This window comes from Mycolicibacterium boenickei, assembly GCF_010731295.1.
GTDB classification, from domain to species: domain Bacteria; phylum Actinomycetota; class Actinomycetes; order Mycobacteriales; family Mycobacteriaceae; genus Mycobacterium; species Mycobacterium boenickei.
In genome coordinates, this window is sequence record NZ_AP022579.1 from 2,067,666 (window position 1) to 2,085,287 (window position 17,622).

Annotated in this window: 18 protein-coding genes; 9 read left to right on the forward strand and 9 right to left on the reverse strand. The window is 66.5% G+C overall.

What is annotated here, in order from left to right:
* The first annotated feature begins 15 nt into the window (after positions 1-15).
* Positions 16-1,698, forward strand: coding sequence for a SulP family inorganic anion transporter (locus G6N57_RS09675; RefSeq protein ID WP_077740252.1), 1,683 nt, complete (start codon positions 16-18; stop codon positions 1,696-1,698).
* Here G6N57_RS09675 and G6N57_RS09680 read toward each other — a convergent pair.
* The 4 genes from G6N57_RS09680 to G6N57_RS09695 are packed head-to-tail and all read right to left on the reverse strand — an operon-like array spanning position 1,695 to position 5,506.
* Entirely contained in the window at positions 1,695-2,156 is a 462-nt protein-coding gene (locus tag G6N57_RS09680) for a ribose-5-phosphate isomerase (protein ID WP_077740253.1), read from the reverse strand. The genes G6N57_RS09675 and G6N57_RS09680 overlap by 4 nt on opposite strands.
* Positions 2,153-3,874: a dihydroxyacetone kinase family protein gene (locus tag G6N57_RS09685; protein ID WP_077740254.1), complete on the reverse strand. Its 1,722-nt coding sequence runs from the start codon at positions 3,872-3,874 to the stop codon at positions 2,153-2,155. Before G6N57_RS09685 ends, G6N57_RS09680 begins: the two co-directional genes overlap by 4 nt.
* A gap of 12 nt (positions 3,875-3,886) precedes the next feature.
* Entirely contained in the window at positions 3,887-4,657 is a 771-nt protein-coding gene (locus tag G6N57_RS09690) for an SDR family NAD(P)-dependent oxidoreductase (RefSeq protein ID WP_077740255.1), read from the reverse strand.
* Positions 4,658-4,675: 18 nt separating this feature from the next.
* Entirely contained in the window at positions 4,676-5,506 is an 831-nt protein-coding gene (locus tag G6N57_RS09695) for a sugar phosphate isomerase/epimerase family protein (protein ID WP_077740256.1), read from the reverse strand.
* Positions 5,507-5,728: 222 nt separating this feature from the next.
* On the opposite strand from G6N57_RS09695, the gene G6N57_RS09700 reads away from it, so the two are divergent.
* The 4 genes from G6N57_RS09700 to G6N57_RS09715 are packed head-to-tail and all read left to right on the forward strand — an operon-like array spanning position 5,729 to position 9,564.
* Complete coding sequence (locus G6N57_RS09700) at positions 5,729-7,060, forward strand: MFS transporter (protein ID WP_077740257.1); 1,332 nt, start codon at positions 5,729-5,731, stop codon at positions 7,058-7,060.
* Positions 7,060-7,878, forward strand: coding sequence for a transketolase (locus G6N57_RS09705; RefSeq protein WP_077740258.1), 819 nt, complete (start codon positions 7,060-7,062; stop codon positions 7,876-7,878). Before G6N57_RS09700 ends, G6N57_RS09705 begins: the two co-directional genes overlap by 1 nt.
* Positions 7,875-8,852 (forward strand): transketolase family protein, encoded by a 978-nt coding sequence (locus tag G6N57_RS09710; RefSeq protein ID WP_036447363.1) that lies wholly within the window; start codon positions 7,875-7,877, stop codon positions 8,850-8,852. The genes G6N57_RS09705 and G6N57_RS09710 overlap by 4 nt, the downstream gene beginning before the upstream one ends.
* Positions 8,853-8,895: 43 nt before the next feature.
* Positions 8,896-9,564, forward strand: coding sequence for a GntR family transcriptional regulator (locus G6N57_RS09715; RefSeq protein ID WP_065457611.1), 669 nt, complete (start codon positions 8,896-8,898; stop codon positions 9,562-9,564).
* A 12-nt stretch (positions 9,565-9,576) separates the two neighbouring features.
* Here G6N57_RS09715 and G6N57_RS09720 read toward each other — a convergent pair whose 3' ends face one another.
* On the reverse strand, positions 9,577-10,179 hold the full coding sequence (locus G6N57_RS09720) for a TetR/AcrR family transcriptional regulator (protein ID WP_174814471.1): 603 nt from the start codon (positions 10,177-10,179) through the stop codon (positions 9,577-9,579).
* 107 nt (positions 10,180-10,286) lie between these two features.
* On the opposite strand from G6N57_RS09720, the gene G6N57_RS09725 reads away from it, so the two are divergent.
* Positions 10,287-10,760, forward strand: a complete 474-nt coding sequence (locus G6N57_RS09725) for a nuclear transport factor 2 family protein (RefSeq protein WP_077740259.1) — start codon at positions 10,287-10,289, stop codon at positions 10,758-10,760.
* Between the two features lie 42 nt (positions 10,761-10,802).
* A complete protein-coding gene (locus G6N57_RS09730; RefSeq protein WP_077740260.1) occupies positions 10,803-11,474 on the forward strand; it encodes a hypothetical protein in 672 nt (223 codons plus the stop codon).
* On the opposite strand, the gene G6N57_RS09735 is transcribed toward G6N57_RS09730, so the two are convergent.
* From G6N57_RS09735 to G6N57_RS09745, 3 genes are all read right to left on the reverse strand, one after another.
* Positions 11,450-12,613 (reverse strand): APC family permease, encoded by a 1,164-nt coding sequence (locus G6N57_RS09735; RefSeq protein ID WP_234815601.1) that lies wholly within the window; start codon positions 12,611-12,613, stop codon positions 11,450-11,452. The genes G6N57_RS09730 and G6N57_RS09735 overlap by 25 nt on opposite strands.
* Before the next feature lie 94 nt (positions 12,614-12,707).
* On the reverse strand, positions 12,708-13,310 hold the full coding sequence (locus tag G6N57_RS09740) for a PaaI family thioesterase (protein WP_234815596.1): 603 nt from the start codon (positions 13,308-13,310) through the stop codon (positions 12,708-12,710).
* A 4-nt stretch (positions 13,311-13,314) separates the two neighbouring features.
* The gene (locus G6N57_RS09745; protein ID WP_077740263.1) at positions 13,315-13,851 is read right to left on the reverse strand and encodes a flavin reductase family protein; all 537 of its coding nucleotides are present in this window, start codon (positions 13,849-13,851) and stop codon (positions 13,315-13,317) included.
* Between the two features lie 125 nt (positions 13,852-13,976).
* On the opposite strand from G6N57_RS09745, the gene G6N57_RS09750 reads away from it, so the two are divergent.
* On the forward strand, positions 13,977-14,651 hold the full coding sequence (locus G6N57_RS09750) for a PadR family transcriptional regulator (RefSeq protein ID WP_077740264.1): 675 nt from the start codon (positions 13,977-13,979) through the stop codon (positions 14,649-14,651).
* Positions 14,652-14,669: 18 nt separating this feature from the next.
* On the opposite strand, the gene G6N57_RS09755 is transcribed toward G6N57_RS09750, so the two are convergent.
* On the reverse strand, positions 14,670-16,373 hold the full coding sequence (locus G6N57_RS09755; protein ID WP_077740265.1) for a 3-ketosteroid-delta-1-dehydrogenase: 1,704 nt from the start codon (positions 16,371-16,373) through the stop codon (positions 14,670-14,672).
* Positions 16,374-16,475: 102 nt separating this feature from the next.
* Between G6N57_RS09755 and G6N57_RS09760 the strand changes: the two genes are divergently transcribed.
* A complete protein-coding gene (locus G6N57_RS09760; RefSeq protein WP_077740266.1) occupies positions 16,476-17,621 on the forward strand; it encodes a 3-ketosteroid-9-alpha-monooxygenase, oxygenase component in 1,146 nt (381 codons plus the stop codon).
* The last annotated feature ends 1 nt before the right edge of the window (position 17,622 follow it).

Consider the following 17,622-nt stretch of genomic DNA (forward strand, 5'->3'; position numbering starts at 1 on the left):
TGTTGACTGAACACCATGAGCGTTGGTCGCGCACCCCAAACATGGGTCCCCGGGCTGGGGCAGTTCACCGGCTATCAGCGGTCCTGGTTGCGAGGCGATGTCCTGGCCGGGGTGACGGTCGCGGCGTATTTGGTGCCGCAGGTGATGGCCTACGCGACGGTGGCCGGTCTGCCGCCGGTCGCGGGCTTGTGGGCCGCGCTGGTCCCGATGGCCGTGTATGCGCTGCTGGGGTCGTCGCGGCAACTGTCGGTCGGGCCCGAATCCACCACCGCGCTGATGACGGCCACGGCGCTGGCTCCGCTGGCCATCGGCGACCCGGCCCGCTACGCCACGATGGCGGCGGTGCTGGCCCTGCTGGTGGGGGCGATCTGTCTGCTGGCCGGGCTGTGTGGGCTGGGCTTCCTGGCCGACCTGCTGTCGCGCCCGGTCCTGGTCGGCTACATGACCGGTGTGGCCGTCATCATGATCAGCGGCCAGCTCGGCAAGGTCACGGGCGTCGACGTCACCGGAGACGAGTTCATCGACCAGATCCGCTCGTTCGTCTCCGGAATCGGATCGGTGCACGTCCCGACATTGGCGTTGTCGCTCACGGTGCTGGTTCTGCTGCTGGTGCTGTACCGGCTCTCCCCGCGGTTCCCCGGGCCCCTGGTCGCGGTGCTGGCGGCCACGGCGGTGGTGTGGCTGTTCTCCTTGGATGACAAGGGGATTCGGGTGGTGGGCGGCATCCCGGCCGGATTGCCGAAACCCGCCCTTCCGCCGGTGTCGATGACGGAGCTGGTGGGTTTGGTGATCCCGGCGGTCGGCATCGCGGTTGTCGCGTTCTCCGACAACGCCCTGACGGCGCGCACCTTCGCGGCGCGCAAGGGCGAGACCATCGACGCCAATGCCGAACTGCGGGCGTTGGGTATGTGCAACCTGACAACCGGTGTCACGCAGGGCTTTCCGGTCAGTTCCAGCGGCAGCCGCACCGCGCTGGGCGACACCGTGGGCAGTCGCACCCAGCTGTACTCGCTGGTGATGCTGGCGACGGTCCTGGTGGTCATGCTGGCCGGGCGGGATCTGCTGGAGAATTTCCCGATGGCCGCCCTGGGGGCCCTCGTGGTCTACGCCGCCCTGCGGCTGATCGACGTGGCGGAGTTCCGTCGGCTGGCCCGCTTCCGGCGCAGTGAGCTGATCCTGGCGGTGGCCACCACCGTCGCGGTGCTGGGCCTCGGAGTGCTCTACGGGGTGCTGGTGGCGATCGCCCTCTCACTCGTGGACGCCCTGCGGCGGATCGCCCGGCCGCATGACAGCGTGCTCGGCTATGTCCCCGGGGTGGCGGGCATGCACGACGTCGACGACTATCCCGACGCGGAGCTGGTCCCGGGGCTGGTCGTCTACCGCTACGACGCCCCGTTGTTCTTCGCCAACGCCGAGGATTTCCGGGAGCGTGCGCTGGCCGCGGTGGAGGAGGCCGACTATCCGGTCGAATGGTTCGTGCTCAATGCCGAGGCTCAGGTAGACCCGGATCTCACCGCGGTCGACGCCATGGAGCAGCTGCGCCGTGAGCTGACCGCGCGGGGCATCGTGTTCGCGATGGCGCGGGTCAAGTCCGATCTGCGGGACGACCTGGTGGCCGCGGGCTTTGTCGACCGTGTCGGCACCGACCGGATCTTTCCGACCCTGCCGACGGCGGTCGAGGCGTTCCGAAATCGCTAGGCATCCTGCGGCTCGTAGCCACAGATCGCGGCCACTTTGTCCGCGGAGGCCGAAGCCGGATCGAACGTGTAGCCCAGCCATTCCCGGGCCAGCCGACGGGCCAACTCGAGTCCGATGACCCGCTGACCGAAGCACAGCACCTGGGCGTCGTTGGACAGGATGGCTCGTTCCACCGAGAAGCTGTCGTGTGCGGTGACGGCACGGATGCCGGGCACCTTGTTGGCGCTGATGGCCACTCCGAGTCCGGTGCCGCACACCAGGAGTGCCCGATCGGCCTTCCCCTCGGCGACCATGCGGGCCGCGGCGACGGCGACGTGCGGATAGGCGGTGTGCTCGTCGGCACGGACTCCCACGTCGACGACGGACTCGACCCGATTGTCGGCCTCCAGGTCGGCGCGCAGGGCATCCTTATACAGCAGTCCGGCGTCGTCACTTCCGACGACGATGCGCAACGTCATTTCGTGTGCTCCTCGATCAGGTCGGCGACGGTGTGGATACACATCGCCAGGGATATCGCTCCGGCGTCGGGGGTTCCGATGCTGCGTTCGGCCAGCGGACGTGCCCGGCCCACGCGGGGCCGAAGCTCGGCGGTATCCGCGGCGGCCTTCTCGGCGACTTCGGTGGCTGTCAACCAGGCTGTACGCCAATCAGTTCCGCTCTCGACGGCGGATGACAGCGCCGACACGAAGGGTGCCAACGCGTCGAGCATGGTCTTGTCGCCGGGCTGGGCTCCGCCCAGCGACGTCAACGCGTCGTGGCCGGCCCGGAGCGCGGCGGTCACCTCCCGGTCGCCGGGGGTACCGAGATTGCCGAGCCGGCGACCGGCCGCGGCCAGTGCGGCACCCCACAGCACGCCTGAGGTTCCACCCGCTTTGGCGGCCCACGCGTCGCCGGCCGCGGTCAGCACCGTCTCGGTGCCGCCGCCCTGGGCGAGCGCTGAAGCGGCCGCAGTATCGGCGGCCCGCGTGCCCTTGACCATGCCGCGGCCGTGGTCGCCGTCACCGGCTACCGCGTCGATGCGGCCGAGTTCGGCTTCGGCCGCGACCATCTGCGCGGCAATGGCCGAAATACCTTGGGCGACGAGTTGGGCCGCTGTCTTTCCGTCGGCATCGGCCTGGCCGATCTGCGGGGTGGTAGCCGGTGTCGTCACCACAGCGCGAGTCTTCGCCTCGGTCGTGGTGATGCGGCCCTTGCGGTAGGCCGGGGTGTCGGCGGGCGAGGTCCACAACCGCTCGAGTTCGTCGTCGAGCCACATCACCGTCAGCGAGCAGCCGGCCATGTCCAGGCTCGTCACGAGTTCACCGACCTCGGGCTGCACCACGGTGTAGCCGGCCTCGGTCAGGAGGGCCGCAACGGTTTTCCACACCACGAACAGTTCTTCGTACTTGGTGCGGCCGAGTCCGTTGAGGATCACCGCGATTCGGTTGCCGGTACCGGCGGGCTTCTCGGCGAGCACGCCGGTGACGAGGAGTTCGGCGAGTTCGGCCGCGGTGGGCATGATGTGGCTGGACACGCCCGGCTCGCCGTGGATGCCCAGACCCAGGTCCATCGTGCCCGCGTCGACGGTGAACAGCGGCCGGTCCGCTCCTGGCATGGTGCAGCCGTCGAATGCCACGCCCAGCGTGCGGGTGCGGTCGTTGGACTTGCGGGCCACGGACTCGACGTCGGCGATGTCCCGGCCCTCTTCGGCGGCCGCACTGGCGCAACGGAATACGGTGAAGTCGCCCGCGATGCCACGCCTCTTCGCGATGTCGTCCACCGACGCGCTGGCGATGTCGTCGGTCACAGCGAGGTAGCGTGCGTCGATGCCCTCGGACTGCAACTGCGTCACGGCCAGGCCGAAGTTCATCACGTCACCCGCGTAATTGCCCGTGATCAACAGCACGCCGGCATCCCCGTGCGCGGCACGCGCTACAGAGGCGGCTTCCTGCGTCGAAGGTGAGGTGAAGATGTTGCCGACGACCGCTCCGTCGGCGAACCCGGGGCCGACCACACCGCAGAAGGCGGGGTAGTGCCCCGAGCCGCCGCCGACGACCACAGCGACCTTCCCCGAAGGGGTTTCGGTGGCGCGCACCACACCGCCGGGCACCCCGGCGACGTACTGCGCGTTCGCATCGAGGAATCCGGCGAGCATGTCTTCGGTGAAGGTGGCCGGATCGTTGAACAAACGTGTCATGGCGGCGTCCCGTCAGTGCATGTGGCTACCACCGTTGATGTCAACGGTGGTTCCGGTGAGGTAGCTGGCGTCCTGGCTCGACAGGAACGTCATGACGGCGGCGATTTCGTCGGTGGTGGCGGTGCGCCCGACCGGGATGTCGGCGGCGAGCTTGGCTTCCTGCTCATCGGTGGAGCCGACGCGGATGTTGGTGTCGACCGCGCCCGGGGTGACGGCGTTGACCGTGACGCCGGTGTCGGCGATCTCGCGGGCCAGCGACTTGGTGAAGCCAAGGATCGCGGCCTTGGCCGACGAGTAAGGCACCTTGCCGAAGACTCCGCCGCCGCGCTGCGCGGACACCGAGCTCATGTTGACGATGCGGCCCCATCCGGCGTCGATCATGTCGGGCAGGAAAGCCTTTGTGACCAAGTAGGTTCCGGTGGCGTTGACCGCCATGACCCGGTTCCACAGCTCCAGCGTGGTGTCGAGGAACGGCACCGGTGAGGTGATTCCGGCGATGTTGGCCAGGGCGCCGACGACGGGCAGGTTGCCTGAGGCGACCTCGGCGGCGACCGCGTCGTGGGCGGCGGTGACCGACTCCTCGGAGGTGACGTCGATGGCGTGACCGAAGGCGGGAATGCCGAACTGGTTGCCGATCTCGGCGGCGACCTTGGCGGACTTCTCGCCGTCCAGGTCGAGGACGACGATGGCCCAGCCTTCCTTGGCGTAGCGCTGGGCGACGGCCATGCCGATGCCCTTGTCGGACGTGGCTCCGGTGACGACCGCGGTGCGGGTGACGGACATGTGGTGGTTCCTTTCGGGTCAGATCAGAGAAGAGATGAGGTTTCCGGCCGCGGCGGCGGCGGAGGGACGTTCGTCGTGTGTGACGTCGCGGGTTTCGAGTTCCAGCGAGAAATGGCCCGCATAGCCGGCATCGGCGAGGTTTTTGAGTCCGGTCGCGAAATCGACGTCGCCGTTGCCGACCGACAGATTGATGTTGCCGGGGACGGCGTCCCGGATGTGTACGTGGCGGATACGTGGGCCGAACCTGCCGACGAAGTCCGCGGGATCGCCGCCCGAGGCCACGATGTGGCTGAAATCCATGACGATCCCGATGTTTTCGTCGAGGCGGTCGGCCAGCAGCTGGGCACGTTCGATGTCGGAGCACAGGCGGAAGAAGTGCAGGGACTCGGTCCAGAGTTCGACGCCGCGGGCGGCGGCAACCTGTGCGGCTACCGCGAGTTCGCTCGCCACGGTGGTCAGATCCTCGTCGAGTGAGGCGACCGGCTCGTGGTCGAGCGCGCCGCACGGCAGCACCAGGGCCTCGGCGCCGGTGGTCACGGTCAGTTCGACCAGCATGGCCAGGTGCCGGTTCCGGATGGCGCGGCCCGCGCCGTCGAGCGCGACGTTCAGGTCGCCGATGTCGCCGTTGATCGAGCGGACCCGGATACCTGATGCCGTGACGGTGGCGGCTACCTCGCGCACGGCGTCCTCGTCGAGGACGAAGGGCACGTGATCGCAGACGCCGGGCAGCGCTCCCAGGTCGATCTCGGTGAAGCCCAGACCGGCAATGGTGTCCAGGGCCTGGGGCAGCGGTTGGTGGCGGAAGCTGATCGTCGAACAGCCCAGCCGGGCGTGGAACGAATCTGGCATGCGGCGCTGCTTTCTCCTGAGCCTCACGGCGTTGTGACCGTGCCCACAGTACATTGGTCGACTGTTAACAGTCAACGGGCGGCAATAAATTTCTGTTGACTGTTGACAGTGCCATGTGTTCGGGCTCACACTGAGACCATCCACCGCACTGTTGACCGTCAACAGTTACTGGGTTTCCCCAGGTGGGCACGGATTTGAACGGGATTTGAAAGGATGACGCCCATGAGCGATGACGCTCTGAAAATGCGGGGTCCCGTACTCGGCACCAAGGACGCCAAGCGGGTCGCAGTCGGCTCCGCCGTCGGCGCGGTGATCGAAACCTATGACTTCATCGGATTCGGGACTGCCGCCGCGCTCTACTTCGGCCACGCGTTCTTCCCGAACTCCAGCCCCGTCGCGGGCACCCTGGCTGCGTTCGCGACCCTCGGCGTGGGCTTCGCAGCCCGGCCGCTCGGCGGCATCATCGGTGGCCACCTCGGTGACAAGCTCGGCCGCAAGCCGGTGCTGGTGGCGTCGTTGCTCATCATGGGTCTGGCCACGTTCGCCATCGGATTGCTGCCCACCTACGCCGCGGTCGGCGTCCTGGCCCCGGTTCTCTTGGTGACGGTGCGGATCATCCAGGGCCTGGCCTTCGGCGCGGAGTGGGGCGGCGCCATCCTCATGAGCTACGAACACGCACCGTGGAAGGAGAAGGGCCGCTATACCGGCATCGTGCAGGCCGGATTCCCGGTGGGACTGCTGCTGGCCAACCTGGTGTTCCTGGGCAGCGTGCACATCGGGGGTGACTGGGCGTGGCGGCTGCCGTTCCTGGCCAGCATCGTCCTGGTCGCCGTCGGGCTGATCATCCGGGCCAAGGTGCCCGAGTCGCCGGTATTCGAAGACGTCAAGGGCGAGGGCAAGATCGTCAAGGCGCCGATCGTCGAGGTGATCAAGAACGACTGGCGAAATATCCTGCGCGGCATCGGCCTTCGCATCGCCGAGACCGCCGGCTATGCCGTCTCGATCACCTACATGATCTCCTACCTCAAGACCGCGAAGCTGGCCACCGCGACCGAAACCCTTGTGGCGCTGTGCATCGCTGCCGCACTCGGGATCTTCGCGACCGCGGCGTGGGCTCGGCTGACCGACCGGGTGGGCCGGCGGCCCGTCTATCTGTGGGTGTGCGCGTTCGGCATCCCATTCGGTGTGCTGATGTTCGTGCTCGTCAACACCGGTCTGGTGCTGCTGATCATCGCGACATTCGTGATCGCCTACGGCGTGTGTCAGAACGCCCTCGCCGGTGCGCAGGGCGCGTGGTTCCCAGAACTGTTCACCGCCAACACGCGAGCATCGGGCGCCTCGCTGGCGTACCAGATTTCGGCCATGGTCTCGGGTTTCACGCCGTTCATCACGACGCTGCTGTTCCAGGCGATGGGCTGGATGGGGCCTGCCCTGCTCTTCTCCGCGTACGCCGCGATCGGACTGTGGGCCGCCCTGGTGACCCGAGAGACCTGGGGCCCAGCCGAACGTCAGGCCGCTGAGAAGGCCGTCGCCGACCACGCCCTGGCCGCCTGATGCGTGCGGCGAAGGTGCGTGACGCTGCCTACCGGATGCGTCACCACGTACTGAACATGGGTGAGGCGCAGGGACAGGGCTACGTCGGGCAGGCGCTCGGCGCGGCCGACATGCTGGCCGTCGTCTATGCCGACCAGTTGCGCTACCGCGCCGACGATCCGCACTGGGACGGTCGGGACCGGTTCCTGCTGTCGACGGGCCACTATGCGATCGGCCTGTACGCGGCGCTGGCCGAGGCCGGCATCATCGATATCGCCGAACTCGACACGTACGGCTCTGACGAGTCCCGACTGCCGATGTCCGGAATGGCCAGCTACACACCGGGAATGGAGATCTCGGGCGGATCGCTGGGCCACGGTCTGACGGTGGCCGTCGGGATGGCACTCGGCTTGCGACACCAGGGCAACCAGGCTCGGGTGATCAACTTCCTCTCCGACGGCGAGCTCGACGAGGGTTCCACGTGGGAGGCCGCGATGGGTGCCTCGCATCACGGGCTCGGGAACCTGATTGCGTTGGTCGACATCAACGCGCTGCAGGCCGACGGCCCGACCGTGGGTGTGCTGCGCACCGAACCCGTGGCCGACAAGTGGGCCGCGTGTGGCTGGCACGTGCAACGGGTTGACGGCAACGACGTCGATGCGCTGTTGCGGGCCTTCGATTCCACGGCCACTGACCGACCCTCGGCCATCCTGTGTGACACCAAGGTCGGCAGGGGAGTGCCGCTACTGGAAACCCGCGAGAAGGCGCACTTCATGCGCATCGACGCCGATGAGTGGCAGATCTGCCGCGACCAACTCACTGAAGGGGCTTCAGCATGAGCACCAAACTGCGCACCTCGGCGATGATCGCGTCGTTCGCCGATCCCGGACAGAAGACCACGCCCGCTCCCTTCGGGCACGCGCTCGTGAAGGCCTCCCAAGCCGATGACCGGATCGTCGGGCTCACGGCGGATCTCGGCAAGTACACCGACATGCACATCTTCGCGCAAGCCTTCCCAGAACGGTTTTTCCAGATGGGCATGGCCGAGCAGCTGCTGTTCGGCGCCGCGGCCGGGATGGCCGAGACCGGCCTGATTCCTTTCGCCTCAACGTATTCGGTGTTCGCGGCGAGGCGGGCCTACGACTTCATCTGCCTCGACATCGCCGAGCCGGGTCTCAACGTCAATATCGTCGGCGGGCTCCCCGGCCTGACCACGGGCTACGGTCCGTCCCATCAGGCCACTGAAGATGTCGCGATCTTCCGGGGAATGCCGGGGCTGACCATCGTCGATCCGTGCGATTCGGTCGACATCGAGCAGGCCGTCCCGCAACTTGCCGAGCATCCGGGGCCGACCTACCTGCGCCTGTTGCGCGGGCAGGTGCCGACGGTCCTCGACGAGTACGGCTACACGTTCGAACTCGGCAAGGCCAAGGTGGTGCGTCCCGGCAATGATGTGGTGTTCGTGTCCAGTGGACTGATGACGATGCGGGCCCTGCTGGCCGCCGAGGAACTGGCCGGTCACAAGGTCGACGCCGCCGTGGTGCACGCGCCGACACTCAAGCCGTTCGACGCCGACACGGTGCTGCGTGAACTGGATTCGGATCGATTGGCGCTGACGCTGGAGAACCACACCGTGGTCGGGGGGTTGTTCGAAACCGTCGCCGCGGAGATGGTCCGGCGAGGGGTCAGTCGGCAGGTCACGCCGATCGCGTTGCCCGACGAGTTTCTGGCTGCAGGGGCACTGCCGACCTTGCACGACCGCTACGGCCTGTCCACCCGGCGAATCGTCGCATCGGTCCTGGGGCGGTTGTAGGATCAGTGTTGACAAACAAATGTTGACAGTCGAGGAGCAGTCAATGTCGGTCGAGGCCCCGTCGCTGCTGCGGCTTGAGAAAACCAGCCTGCGCGAGCAGGCGCTCTCGGCGCTGCGCCGTGCGATCACCTCGGGTCAGCTCCAGCCCGGCACCCACCTCGTGGAGACCGATCTGTCCGACGCTCTGCAGATCAGCCGAGGCACGCTGCGTGAGGCCATGCGGCAACTGCAGCAGGAGGGGTTGATCTCGGCGGGGGCCAGGGGTCGCCTGTCGGTCCGGCATCTTGATGCCAAGGAAATCAAGGACATGTTCGACGTCCGGGGTGCCCTGGAATCCTTGGCTGCCGGCGAACTCGCCTCGCGGGAGGATCGCGGCGACGCCGTGTCGGCCTTGCGTGCCGCCGTCGCCGACATGGAGCGGTGGGCGGCCTCGAATCTGGAGGATCGCATCGAGGCGGATCTCAAATTCCATCGCACGATGTGCCATCTGAGCGGTAACGAGACCCTGCTGCACGTGTGGTCGTCGCTGGAGGGCAGTATCCGGATGTCGATCATGTACGCCGGGGTGGATCGGGCGCTCAAGAACATGGACGCCAAGCGGCATCTGGACATCGTCGATGCCATCGAATCCGGCGACGCCGCTGCTGCCGCCGCCACCGTGCGTGAGCACATGTGCACTGCCGCAGCGGTTTTGGTTGAGGACGCCGGCTAGCTGGTATGTCGATTACAACGGCGCCAGCAGCAGGGTGCACGCCGTCTTGAGGCTTTGTTGCGCCTCGGCGGTGGACATGCGCCCGTTGAGACTGGACTGCAGGATGCCGTGCCAGGTCTGCTGAACCAGGCGGACCAGAGAGACCTGTTGGGGGCTTGGATCTTTCACCCCTGACGCGTCCAGCAGCATCGTGCGCACCAACCGATCGATCCGGCCCACCTCGGCGACCACCGCCCCGTCGGCGGCATTGAGGGCGTTGAGCATGGCAGCGCTCAGATGCGGTTGGCGCAACATGGTCCGGGTGGCGCGTGTCAGGACGTCGAAAACCCGGTCGGCCGGCGTCCCCGGCGGGGTGGACCGGCGATCGATGCCCTCCTGCATGCCTTCGACCCGGTCGGCCATCACGGCGAGGAAGAGATGGGTCTTGGATGGGAAATACCGGTACAACGTGCCGAGCGCCACCCCGGCCGATTTCGCGACCTCCTGCATCTGAACCTGCTCGGCCGGCCGCAGCGCGCCCAACACTCCCGCCGCGCGCAGGATCGCCTCACGCCGCTCCTGCTGGAGCTCCGAACTGGGCTCCGCGGCGGGGCGTGGTTCCCCGATCCTCGGCAACGCTGCTTCTCCCTTTCGATGGCGAATTCACCCTAGATCACAGTCAGGTTGGGCTGTAACGTGACCAAAAACTGAAATTCATTCTAGTTCTGCGAGAGAGGTTTGGCATGGCGAGATTCACCCGCGAAGAGTTGTCCGGCGCACTCGACCACTACACCAAGACGGTGGAGGTCTGCTCGAAGACAGGCGACTGGGCTCCGTTCGCCGACCTGTTCACCGAGGACGTCACCTACATCGAGCACGCCTACGGCGTCTTCGAAGGGCGCGAAGAGGTCAGGCGGTGGATCACGGCCACCATGCTGCCGTTCCCACACATGCGTTTCCCGCACACCTGGGTGGCATTCGACGAGGAAAACGGCGCGATCGTGATGGAGATCCTGAACGTCCTCGATCACCCCACCGAACCGGGGAAGGAGTTCGGATTCCCCAACATCACGCGCCTGGTCTACGCCGGGGACAACCTGTTCTCCAGTGAGGAAGACGTCTACAACCCCAACCGGGATGCACCGCGCACCGTCGGCGCCTGGCTGAAGGCGGGCGGAGTCATGCAGGGCGAGCTGCCGGCCATGAAGCATCCCTGAAATTCACTCTAATTTCGACCTGAATGCATCGGGAGAAGCAGCATGAAATTCATCTATGCCCTGTGGGGCCCCGGGCTCGGCGCCGCCCTGCGAACGCCTGCGTTCCGGGAGGCGATGCGTGCTGCGGGCGCAAACCGGTTGCAGGTCAACGTCGATGACGACGACGTCGCGCGGGCGACGCTGCGCATCACGACGTTCGCCGCCCCGGTTACCTCCGTGGTGAGCGTCTGGACCGAGACGGAACCTGCAGACATCTCCGAGCTGTTGTCGGCGGTGGCCGAGCGGTGCGCGGGGTGGGAAGTCGAGGAGCGGACACCGCTCGTACCGCCGGAAACCGCCGACGGCGTCCGCGCCGCGGCCCTCGCCCAGATCGGGTTCCTGCGTATCCCAGCGGAACTGGACGCCGCGGAGTGGTTGCGCATCTGGCAGGGGCTGCACACCGATGTGGCGATCGAGACCCAGTCGACCTTCGGCTACGTGCAGAACCGGGTCCTGCGAACGGTTTTCGGGCAGGACCGGGTCGACGCGGTGGTCGAGGAACTTTTTCCGATGGCGGCGATGACCGACATGCATGCCTTCTACGGCAGTGGAGGTGACGATGCCGAACTGCGGCGGCGTCTCACCCTGATGATCGAGAGCGTGACGCGCTTCGGAGCCCACCAGAATCTGGACTCGGTGCCGACCAGCCGCTATGTGTACGACCTCACCCCGTAGACCGCCGCGCCGACCGCCACGACGGCCAGTCCGGCGAGCACCGAAGTCAGGGGCAGCGAGAACGCCAGCACCAGGCAGCCGATGAGACCGACGGCCGGGATCACGCGACGACGGACGAGCGGCTCCAATGTGTATGCCGAGACGTTCGCGATGGCGTAGTACAACAGCACCGCGAACGACGAAAAGCCTATGGCCCCACGGAGATCGGCCACCGCCGCCAATACCGCCACCACGACGCCTACCAGCACCTCGGCCCGGTGCGGCACGTTGAACCGGGGATGCACTGCCGCCAGCCAGTGCGGCAGATGGTGGTCGCGGGCCATCGCCAACGTGGTGCGCGACACCCCGAGGATCAGGGCCAGCAGCGAGCCCAGCGCCGCCACCGCGGCCCCGGCCCGCACCACCGGTTGCCACCCCGGCGCGCCGGCCGCCGCCACCGCATCGGCCAGCGGCGCGGGTGCCGACGCCAATCCGGAACCGCCGAGCACCGAGAGCACCGCGACCGCGACCACCGCGTAGACCACCAGCGCGATGCCCAGCGCAATCGGGATCGCTCGCGGGATGGTGCGAGCCGGGTCGCGGACCTCCTCACCCAGGGTGGCGATCCGGGCGTACCCGGCGAAAGCGAAGAACAACAGGCCGGCGGCCTGCAGGACCCCACCGGCGCCGACGTCGTCACCGATCGCCAGGCGCGCGGGATCGGCCGCGCCGGAACCGGCGATGATCACCACGACCGCGGCCAGGACCGCGAGCACGCACGCCACGATGATGCGAGTCAGCAAGGCCGACTTCTGAATTCCGGCGTAGTTCACCGCCGTCAGAGCCACCACCGCGGCCACCGCCACGGCATGCGCTCCCTGCGGCCACACATACAACCCGACCGTCAGCGCCATCGCGGCACACGACGCGGTCTTGCCGACGATGAAACTCCACCCGGCCGTGTATCCCCAGAACTCGCCGAGCCGTTCCCGGCCGTATACATAGGTACCGCCGGATTGCGGATAACGAGCGGCCAGCCGCGCCGACGAGGTCGCGTTGCAGTACGCGACGAGGGCCGCGAGAGCGAGGCCGATCAGCAGTCCCGCCCCCGCTGCGGCGGCGGCCGGGGCCAGGGCGGCGAAAATGCCCGCTCCCACCATGGATCCCAGGCCGATCACGACGGCGTCAGTGGTCCCGAGCCTGCGCTGCAGCCCGCCGGGCGTGGTCACCCCGGCGATACTAGTGCCGCACCGGCTATTGGGCAGGTCGGCGAGGGTGAATGAAGACCCCTTCTGCGCGGACCGTGACGCCTTCCGAGGTGGAGAGGTGGCCGACGGCGAAGGTCTTCACTCCTTCTATCCGGTCGATGTACGCCTCGGCGTGAACGGGACCGAGCCGGGTGCCGGCCTCGTAGCGAAGGGTGAGAGTCCCGGTCACCGCGGGCCGTCCTGGCTGATGTGCGGTGGCACCGAGAACGTGGTCGAGAAGAAGGGCACAGATTCCACCGTGCACATGACCGGCGGGACCCTCGTAGGCCGCGCCGAGGGTCACATCGGCCCAGACTCGCCCGTCGGGGTCGTGGTGGACCACCAATGGGGGTGCCAGAGCGTTGCGCAGCCCGATGACGGCATTTCCCCACGCGAGGGACTGCCCGTCGACGGCCTGTTGGACGCCGAATGAACCTGGCATCAACGACTGGCTCAGTTCGTCGGCCGCAGCGTCGATCTTCTGCTTGGCAGAAGCGATGCCGTCGAGCCGGGCCTGGCTGCGGATGGTCGCATCGACGAGTCGACGAACAGATTCGGTGAGCGACTCGTACAACGCTTGTGGGACCTGGGTTTCGCTGTTTACAGACAATCCTTCACTCCGCTGTGGGATCGAGTCGCCGGTCGGCGAAGCCACCGTAGTCACCGCGATAGAACAGCAAAGGTTGCCCGCCATGGGCTCGCAGCGTTGTGACGTGGGCAACCACGATGGTGTGGTCGCCCGCGTCGTGCTCGTGTTCGAGGTCGGCTTCGATGGTGGCCAGCGTGTCGTGCAGTTGCGGTGCTCCGTTCGCCGCCGGGATCCAGGGGATTCCGGCGAACTTGTCCTCGCTGCTGCGGGCGAATTGCGCGCATAGCGCTGCCTGGTGGTCGGCAAGGATGTTGATGCACATTCGGCCGGTAGCGCGGATCAGCGGCCATGTCGAGGAGGAGCGGGACGGGCAGAACGAAACATACGGCGGATCCAGCGACACCGAGGTGAGTGATTGACAGGTGAAGCCGAGTGGTCGCTGCCCATCATGACCGGTGATGACGGCGATACCGGTGCAGAAATGCCCGAGCACCGCACGCATGTCCTGCGGTCCTGGCCGCGGATGCGTGGGGTGAGCTGTCGCGGCGTACTCGATGCTCATCGGTCTCCGTTCCTCGTGTGGTCTGTCCACCAAGAGTCGGCCAGACATGCACCGTGGGCAACGGCGTCTCCCGGTCAGTGGTTCGGCCGGAGAAGTGTCGTGACCTCGGTTGTTACCCTTGCACCATGGAAGAATCCGAGCCGACAGCCAAGCCGGCGCTGGCCGCGAACAGCTGGGCGCTGCTCGGGTTGCTGTCTTACGAGCAGGAACTCTCCGGCTACGACATCCGCAAGTGGCTCCACTGGAGCATGCGCTATTACTACGGAAGCCCGGCGTACAGCCAGATCTACTCCGATCTGAAGAGGCTGGAAAAGATGGGTTACCTGACCTCGCGGGTGGACGGCACCGGCACGCGAAACCGCCGTCTCTACAAGATCACCCAGTCCGGACTGGACGCGGTCACCCGGTGGGCGCGGGAGACACCGCCGGACCCACCCTCGTTGAAGCATCCAGCGCTCATGCGGGTCACGATGGGTCACCTGAGCGACCCGGCCACGCTGAAGCAGATGCTCCAGGAGCATCTTGCCTACGTCGACGAGATGCAACGCGATGCAGCCAAAGAGGCCCGGTGGGCCGGCGTCGATCCGTCATGGGCGTACGCCAAGGTCGCGTTGGGCTGGGCGGAACGGTACTACGCGTCGGAGCGGGAACTGACCCTGCAGCTGATCAAGGACCTCGACGAGGCCGAGGCCAACTTCCCGAAAGTCGGTGAAGGCGCCAAGATCCCGTGGCCAGATCCGGCGTACTGGTACGAGATCGAGAGGAAGGCCCACGCCGAGGACATGGAAGGCTCAGACTGACCTTCCGCCCGTCGCGGCTTACTCTTCGGCCGCGTCGCGAGCAGCGATGTAGCCGTACACCAGCCCCTGTGCGATGGTCGCCCCGGCGCCGGGATAGGTGTGTCCGAAGGCGTTGGCGGCCGTGTTGCCGATCGCATACAGCCCGTCGATGACGGTGCCGTCTTCGCGAAGCACCCGGGCACGGTCGTCGGCGCGTAGACCGCCACACGTACCAAGGTCGCTGAGCACCATCTTCACCGCGTAGAACGAGCCCTTCACAAGTGGCCGCAGGTTCGGGTTCGGCGTGACCGTTGGGTCGCCGTAGTAGCGGTCGTAGGCACTGCGGCCCCGCTCGAAGTCGGGATCCTCTCCAGCGAAGGCGTTCTCGTTGAACCGCGTCACCGTCGCCACGAAATCCTCGACCGGAACCTGCATCTTGGTCGCGAGGTCGTCGAAGCTGTCCGCCTTGACCGCGATTCCGGCGTCGTACCAGGTCTGTGGAATCGGCATCCGTGGAAACAGCTCGGCGGCGAAGACATAGCTGTTGCGGTACTTCTGATCGAAGACGATCCACATGCTTTCCACCGGCGTACCCGAGGCTTCCAGTTCCAGAACACGTTGTCCGAAGCTCATGTAGTCGGCCGATTCATTGGCGAACCGGTGGCCGTTGTGGTCGACGATGAACGACCCGGGCAGTGATCGCTCGGCGAGCATCACCGCCGGAGCCGACCCAGGCAGCGGGGCGACTGCGGGGAACCACCAAGACTGATCCATCAAGGCGATGTCGGCTCCGGCATCCTGCCCCAACCGGATGGCGTCGCCGGTGTTCGACTCGGCGCCGAGGCTGAGATTGCTTCCGAGAGATTCGGATTGGAACTTGCGGCGCATGTCCATGTCGTGATCGAAACCGCCCGCGGCGAGTACGACTCCGCGCCGGGCGGTCACGGCGAGCCGCTTTCCGCCGTGTTCCACGATGGCTCCGGTGACGCGGTCACCCTCGGTGACCAGTTCGGTCAGCGAGGTGTCGAGCCAGATCGGGATCCTGGCACGAATCGCCCCGGCGAACAGACCCGCCGCCAGTGCCTGACCGCCGGCGGCGTAACGCTTCCCGAGGGCCAGACCGCCCAGACCCTGCGCGAGCCGTTTGAGCACCGTGGGCAATCCCTTGCGGGGCACTCGACTCATCAGGTTCAGCCATCGGTAATCGGCACCGGTGGTCGGCATCGGAATCTTGACTTCCATGACTCCGGGGCGCAGGTCAGGAAGGTATTCACCGAGAATCGAGGTGTCGAGCGGCCGGCATTCGCAGGTGCGCCCGGCAGCGGATCCACCGGGAGCCTCGGGGTGGTAGTCGGAGTATTCCTTGGCCCAGAAAAGTTTCATCGGCGTGGTCCGACGCAACATGTCGACCGTCGCGGGCAGGTTGTCGAGGTACGCGGTGGAGCGCTGCTGAGGTGCCGAGTCCGCCACGACGGCTTCCAGATACGTGTGTGCTCGGCGCGACGGGTCGGTACCCCCGCATTCTTCGATCACCTGGCTGGCCGGGAGCCACAACGCACCACCCGACCTCGCCGTCGAACCGCCGACATGGGAGGACTTTTCGACGACGAGAACCGACAGGCCCAGCTCGTGTGCGGCCAGAGCGGCGGCGAGTCCGGTACCGGATCCGACGACGAGGAGGTCTACTTCCGAGTCGGCAACGGTGAGGCCGGCCGGGATCGTCTTGTGGCTGGTGGTGGTCACGGACGTCGACGATATGGCCGCGGCCGACAGTCCAGAATCCAACCTCCTGTTGAGCGGAACACGGACCTTCCCGCCTCTGTTGCGGCGCAGTTCAATGGGGCCATGACGACGCACCCAGATACCGATGACATTCGGTTGATCGAGGCCGGTTCGGTACCGACCAGGTTCGCCCGCGGCTGGCACTGCCTGGGGTTGGTCCGCGATTTCGGTGATGGAAAGCCGCATCAGATCAACGCGTTCGGGCAGAAGCTGGTGGTGTTCCGCAGCGAGGACGGGGCACTCAACGTGCTCGACGGGTATTGCCGGCACATGGGCGGCGACTTGTCGCAAGGGACGGTGAAAGGCAACGAGATCGCCTGTCCTTTCCACGATTGGCGGTGGGGCGGTGATGGTCGCTGCAAATCGGTGCCGTACAGCAAGCGCACCCCGCGATTGGCCCGTACCGCTTCCTGGCCCACTCTGCAGCAGGACGGAATGCTCTTCGTCTGGAACGATCCCGAGCGCAAGGCCCCTCCCGCCGATGTGACCATTCCGCACATCGAGGGTGCCACCAGCGACGGGTGGACCGATTGGCACTGGTACACAACCGTCGTCAATACCAACTGCCGCGAGATCATCGACAACGTCGTGGACATGGCGCACTTCTTCTACATCCACGGATCGCTTCCCACCCACTTCAAGAACATCTTCGAAGGTCATGTCGCGACCCAGTACATGAAGAGCGGCGGCCGGCCCGACATCGGCGACCCCGAAGGGGCCAAGTTGCTCGGCACCACCTCATTGGCGTCCTACCACGGACCCTCGTTCATGATCGATGATCTGACCTACCACTACGAGGAGTTCGACCAGCGCACGGTGCTGATCAACTGCCACTACCCGATCGACGCCAATTCGTTTGTGCTGCAGTACGGCATCGTGGTGGAGAAGAACGCAGCCATGCCGGAGGAGCTCGCCATGGAGACGGCTGTCGCTCTCGGCGAGTTCGTCAAGATGGGATTCGAGCAAGATGTCGAGATCTGGCGTAACAAGACCCGGATCGACAACCCGCTGCTTGTCGAGGAGGACGGACCGGTCTACCAACTCAGGCGCTGGTATGAGCAGTTTTATGTCGACGCGGCCGACGTCACTCCGGACATGGTGGACCGCTTCGAATTCGAGCTGGACACAACCAGACCGTACGAGGCCTGGATGAGGGAAGTGGAAGCCAATCTCGCTGCCCGCGCTGCTACTTCTGGGCCGGTGGGGTGAC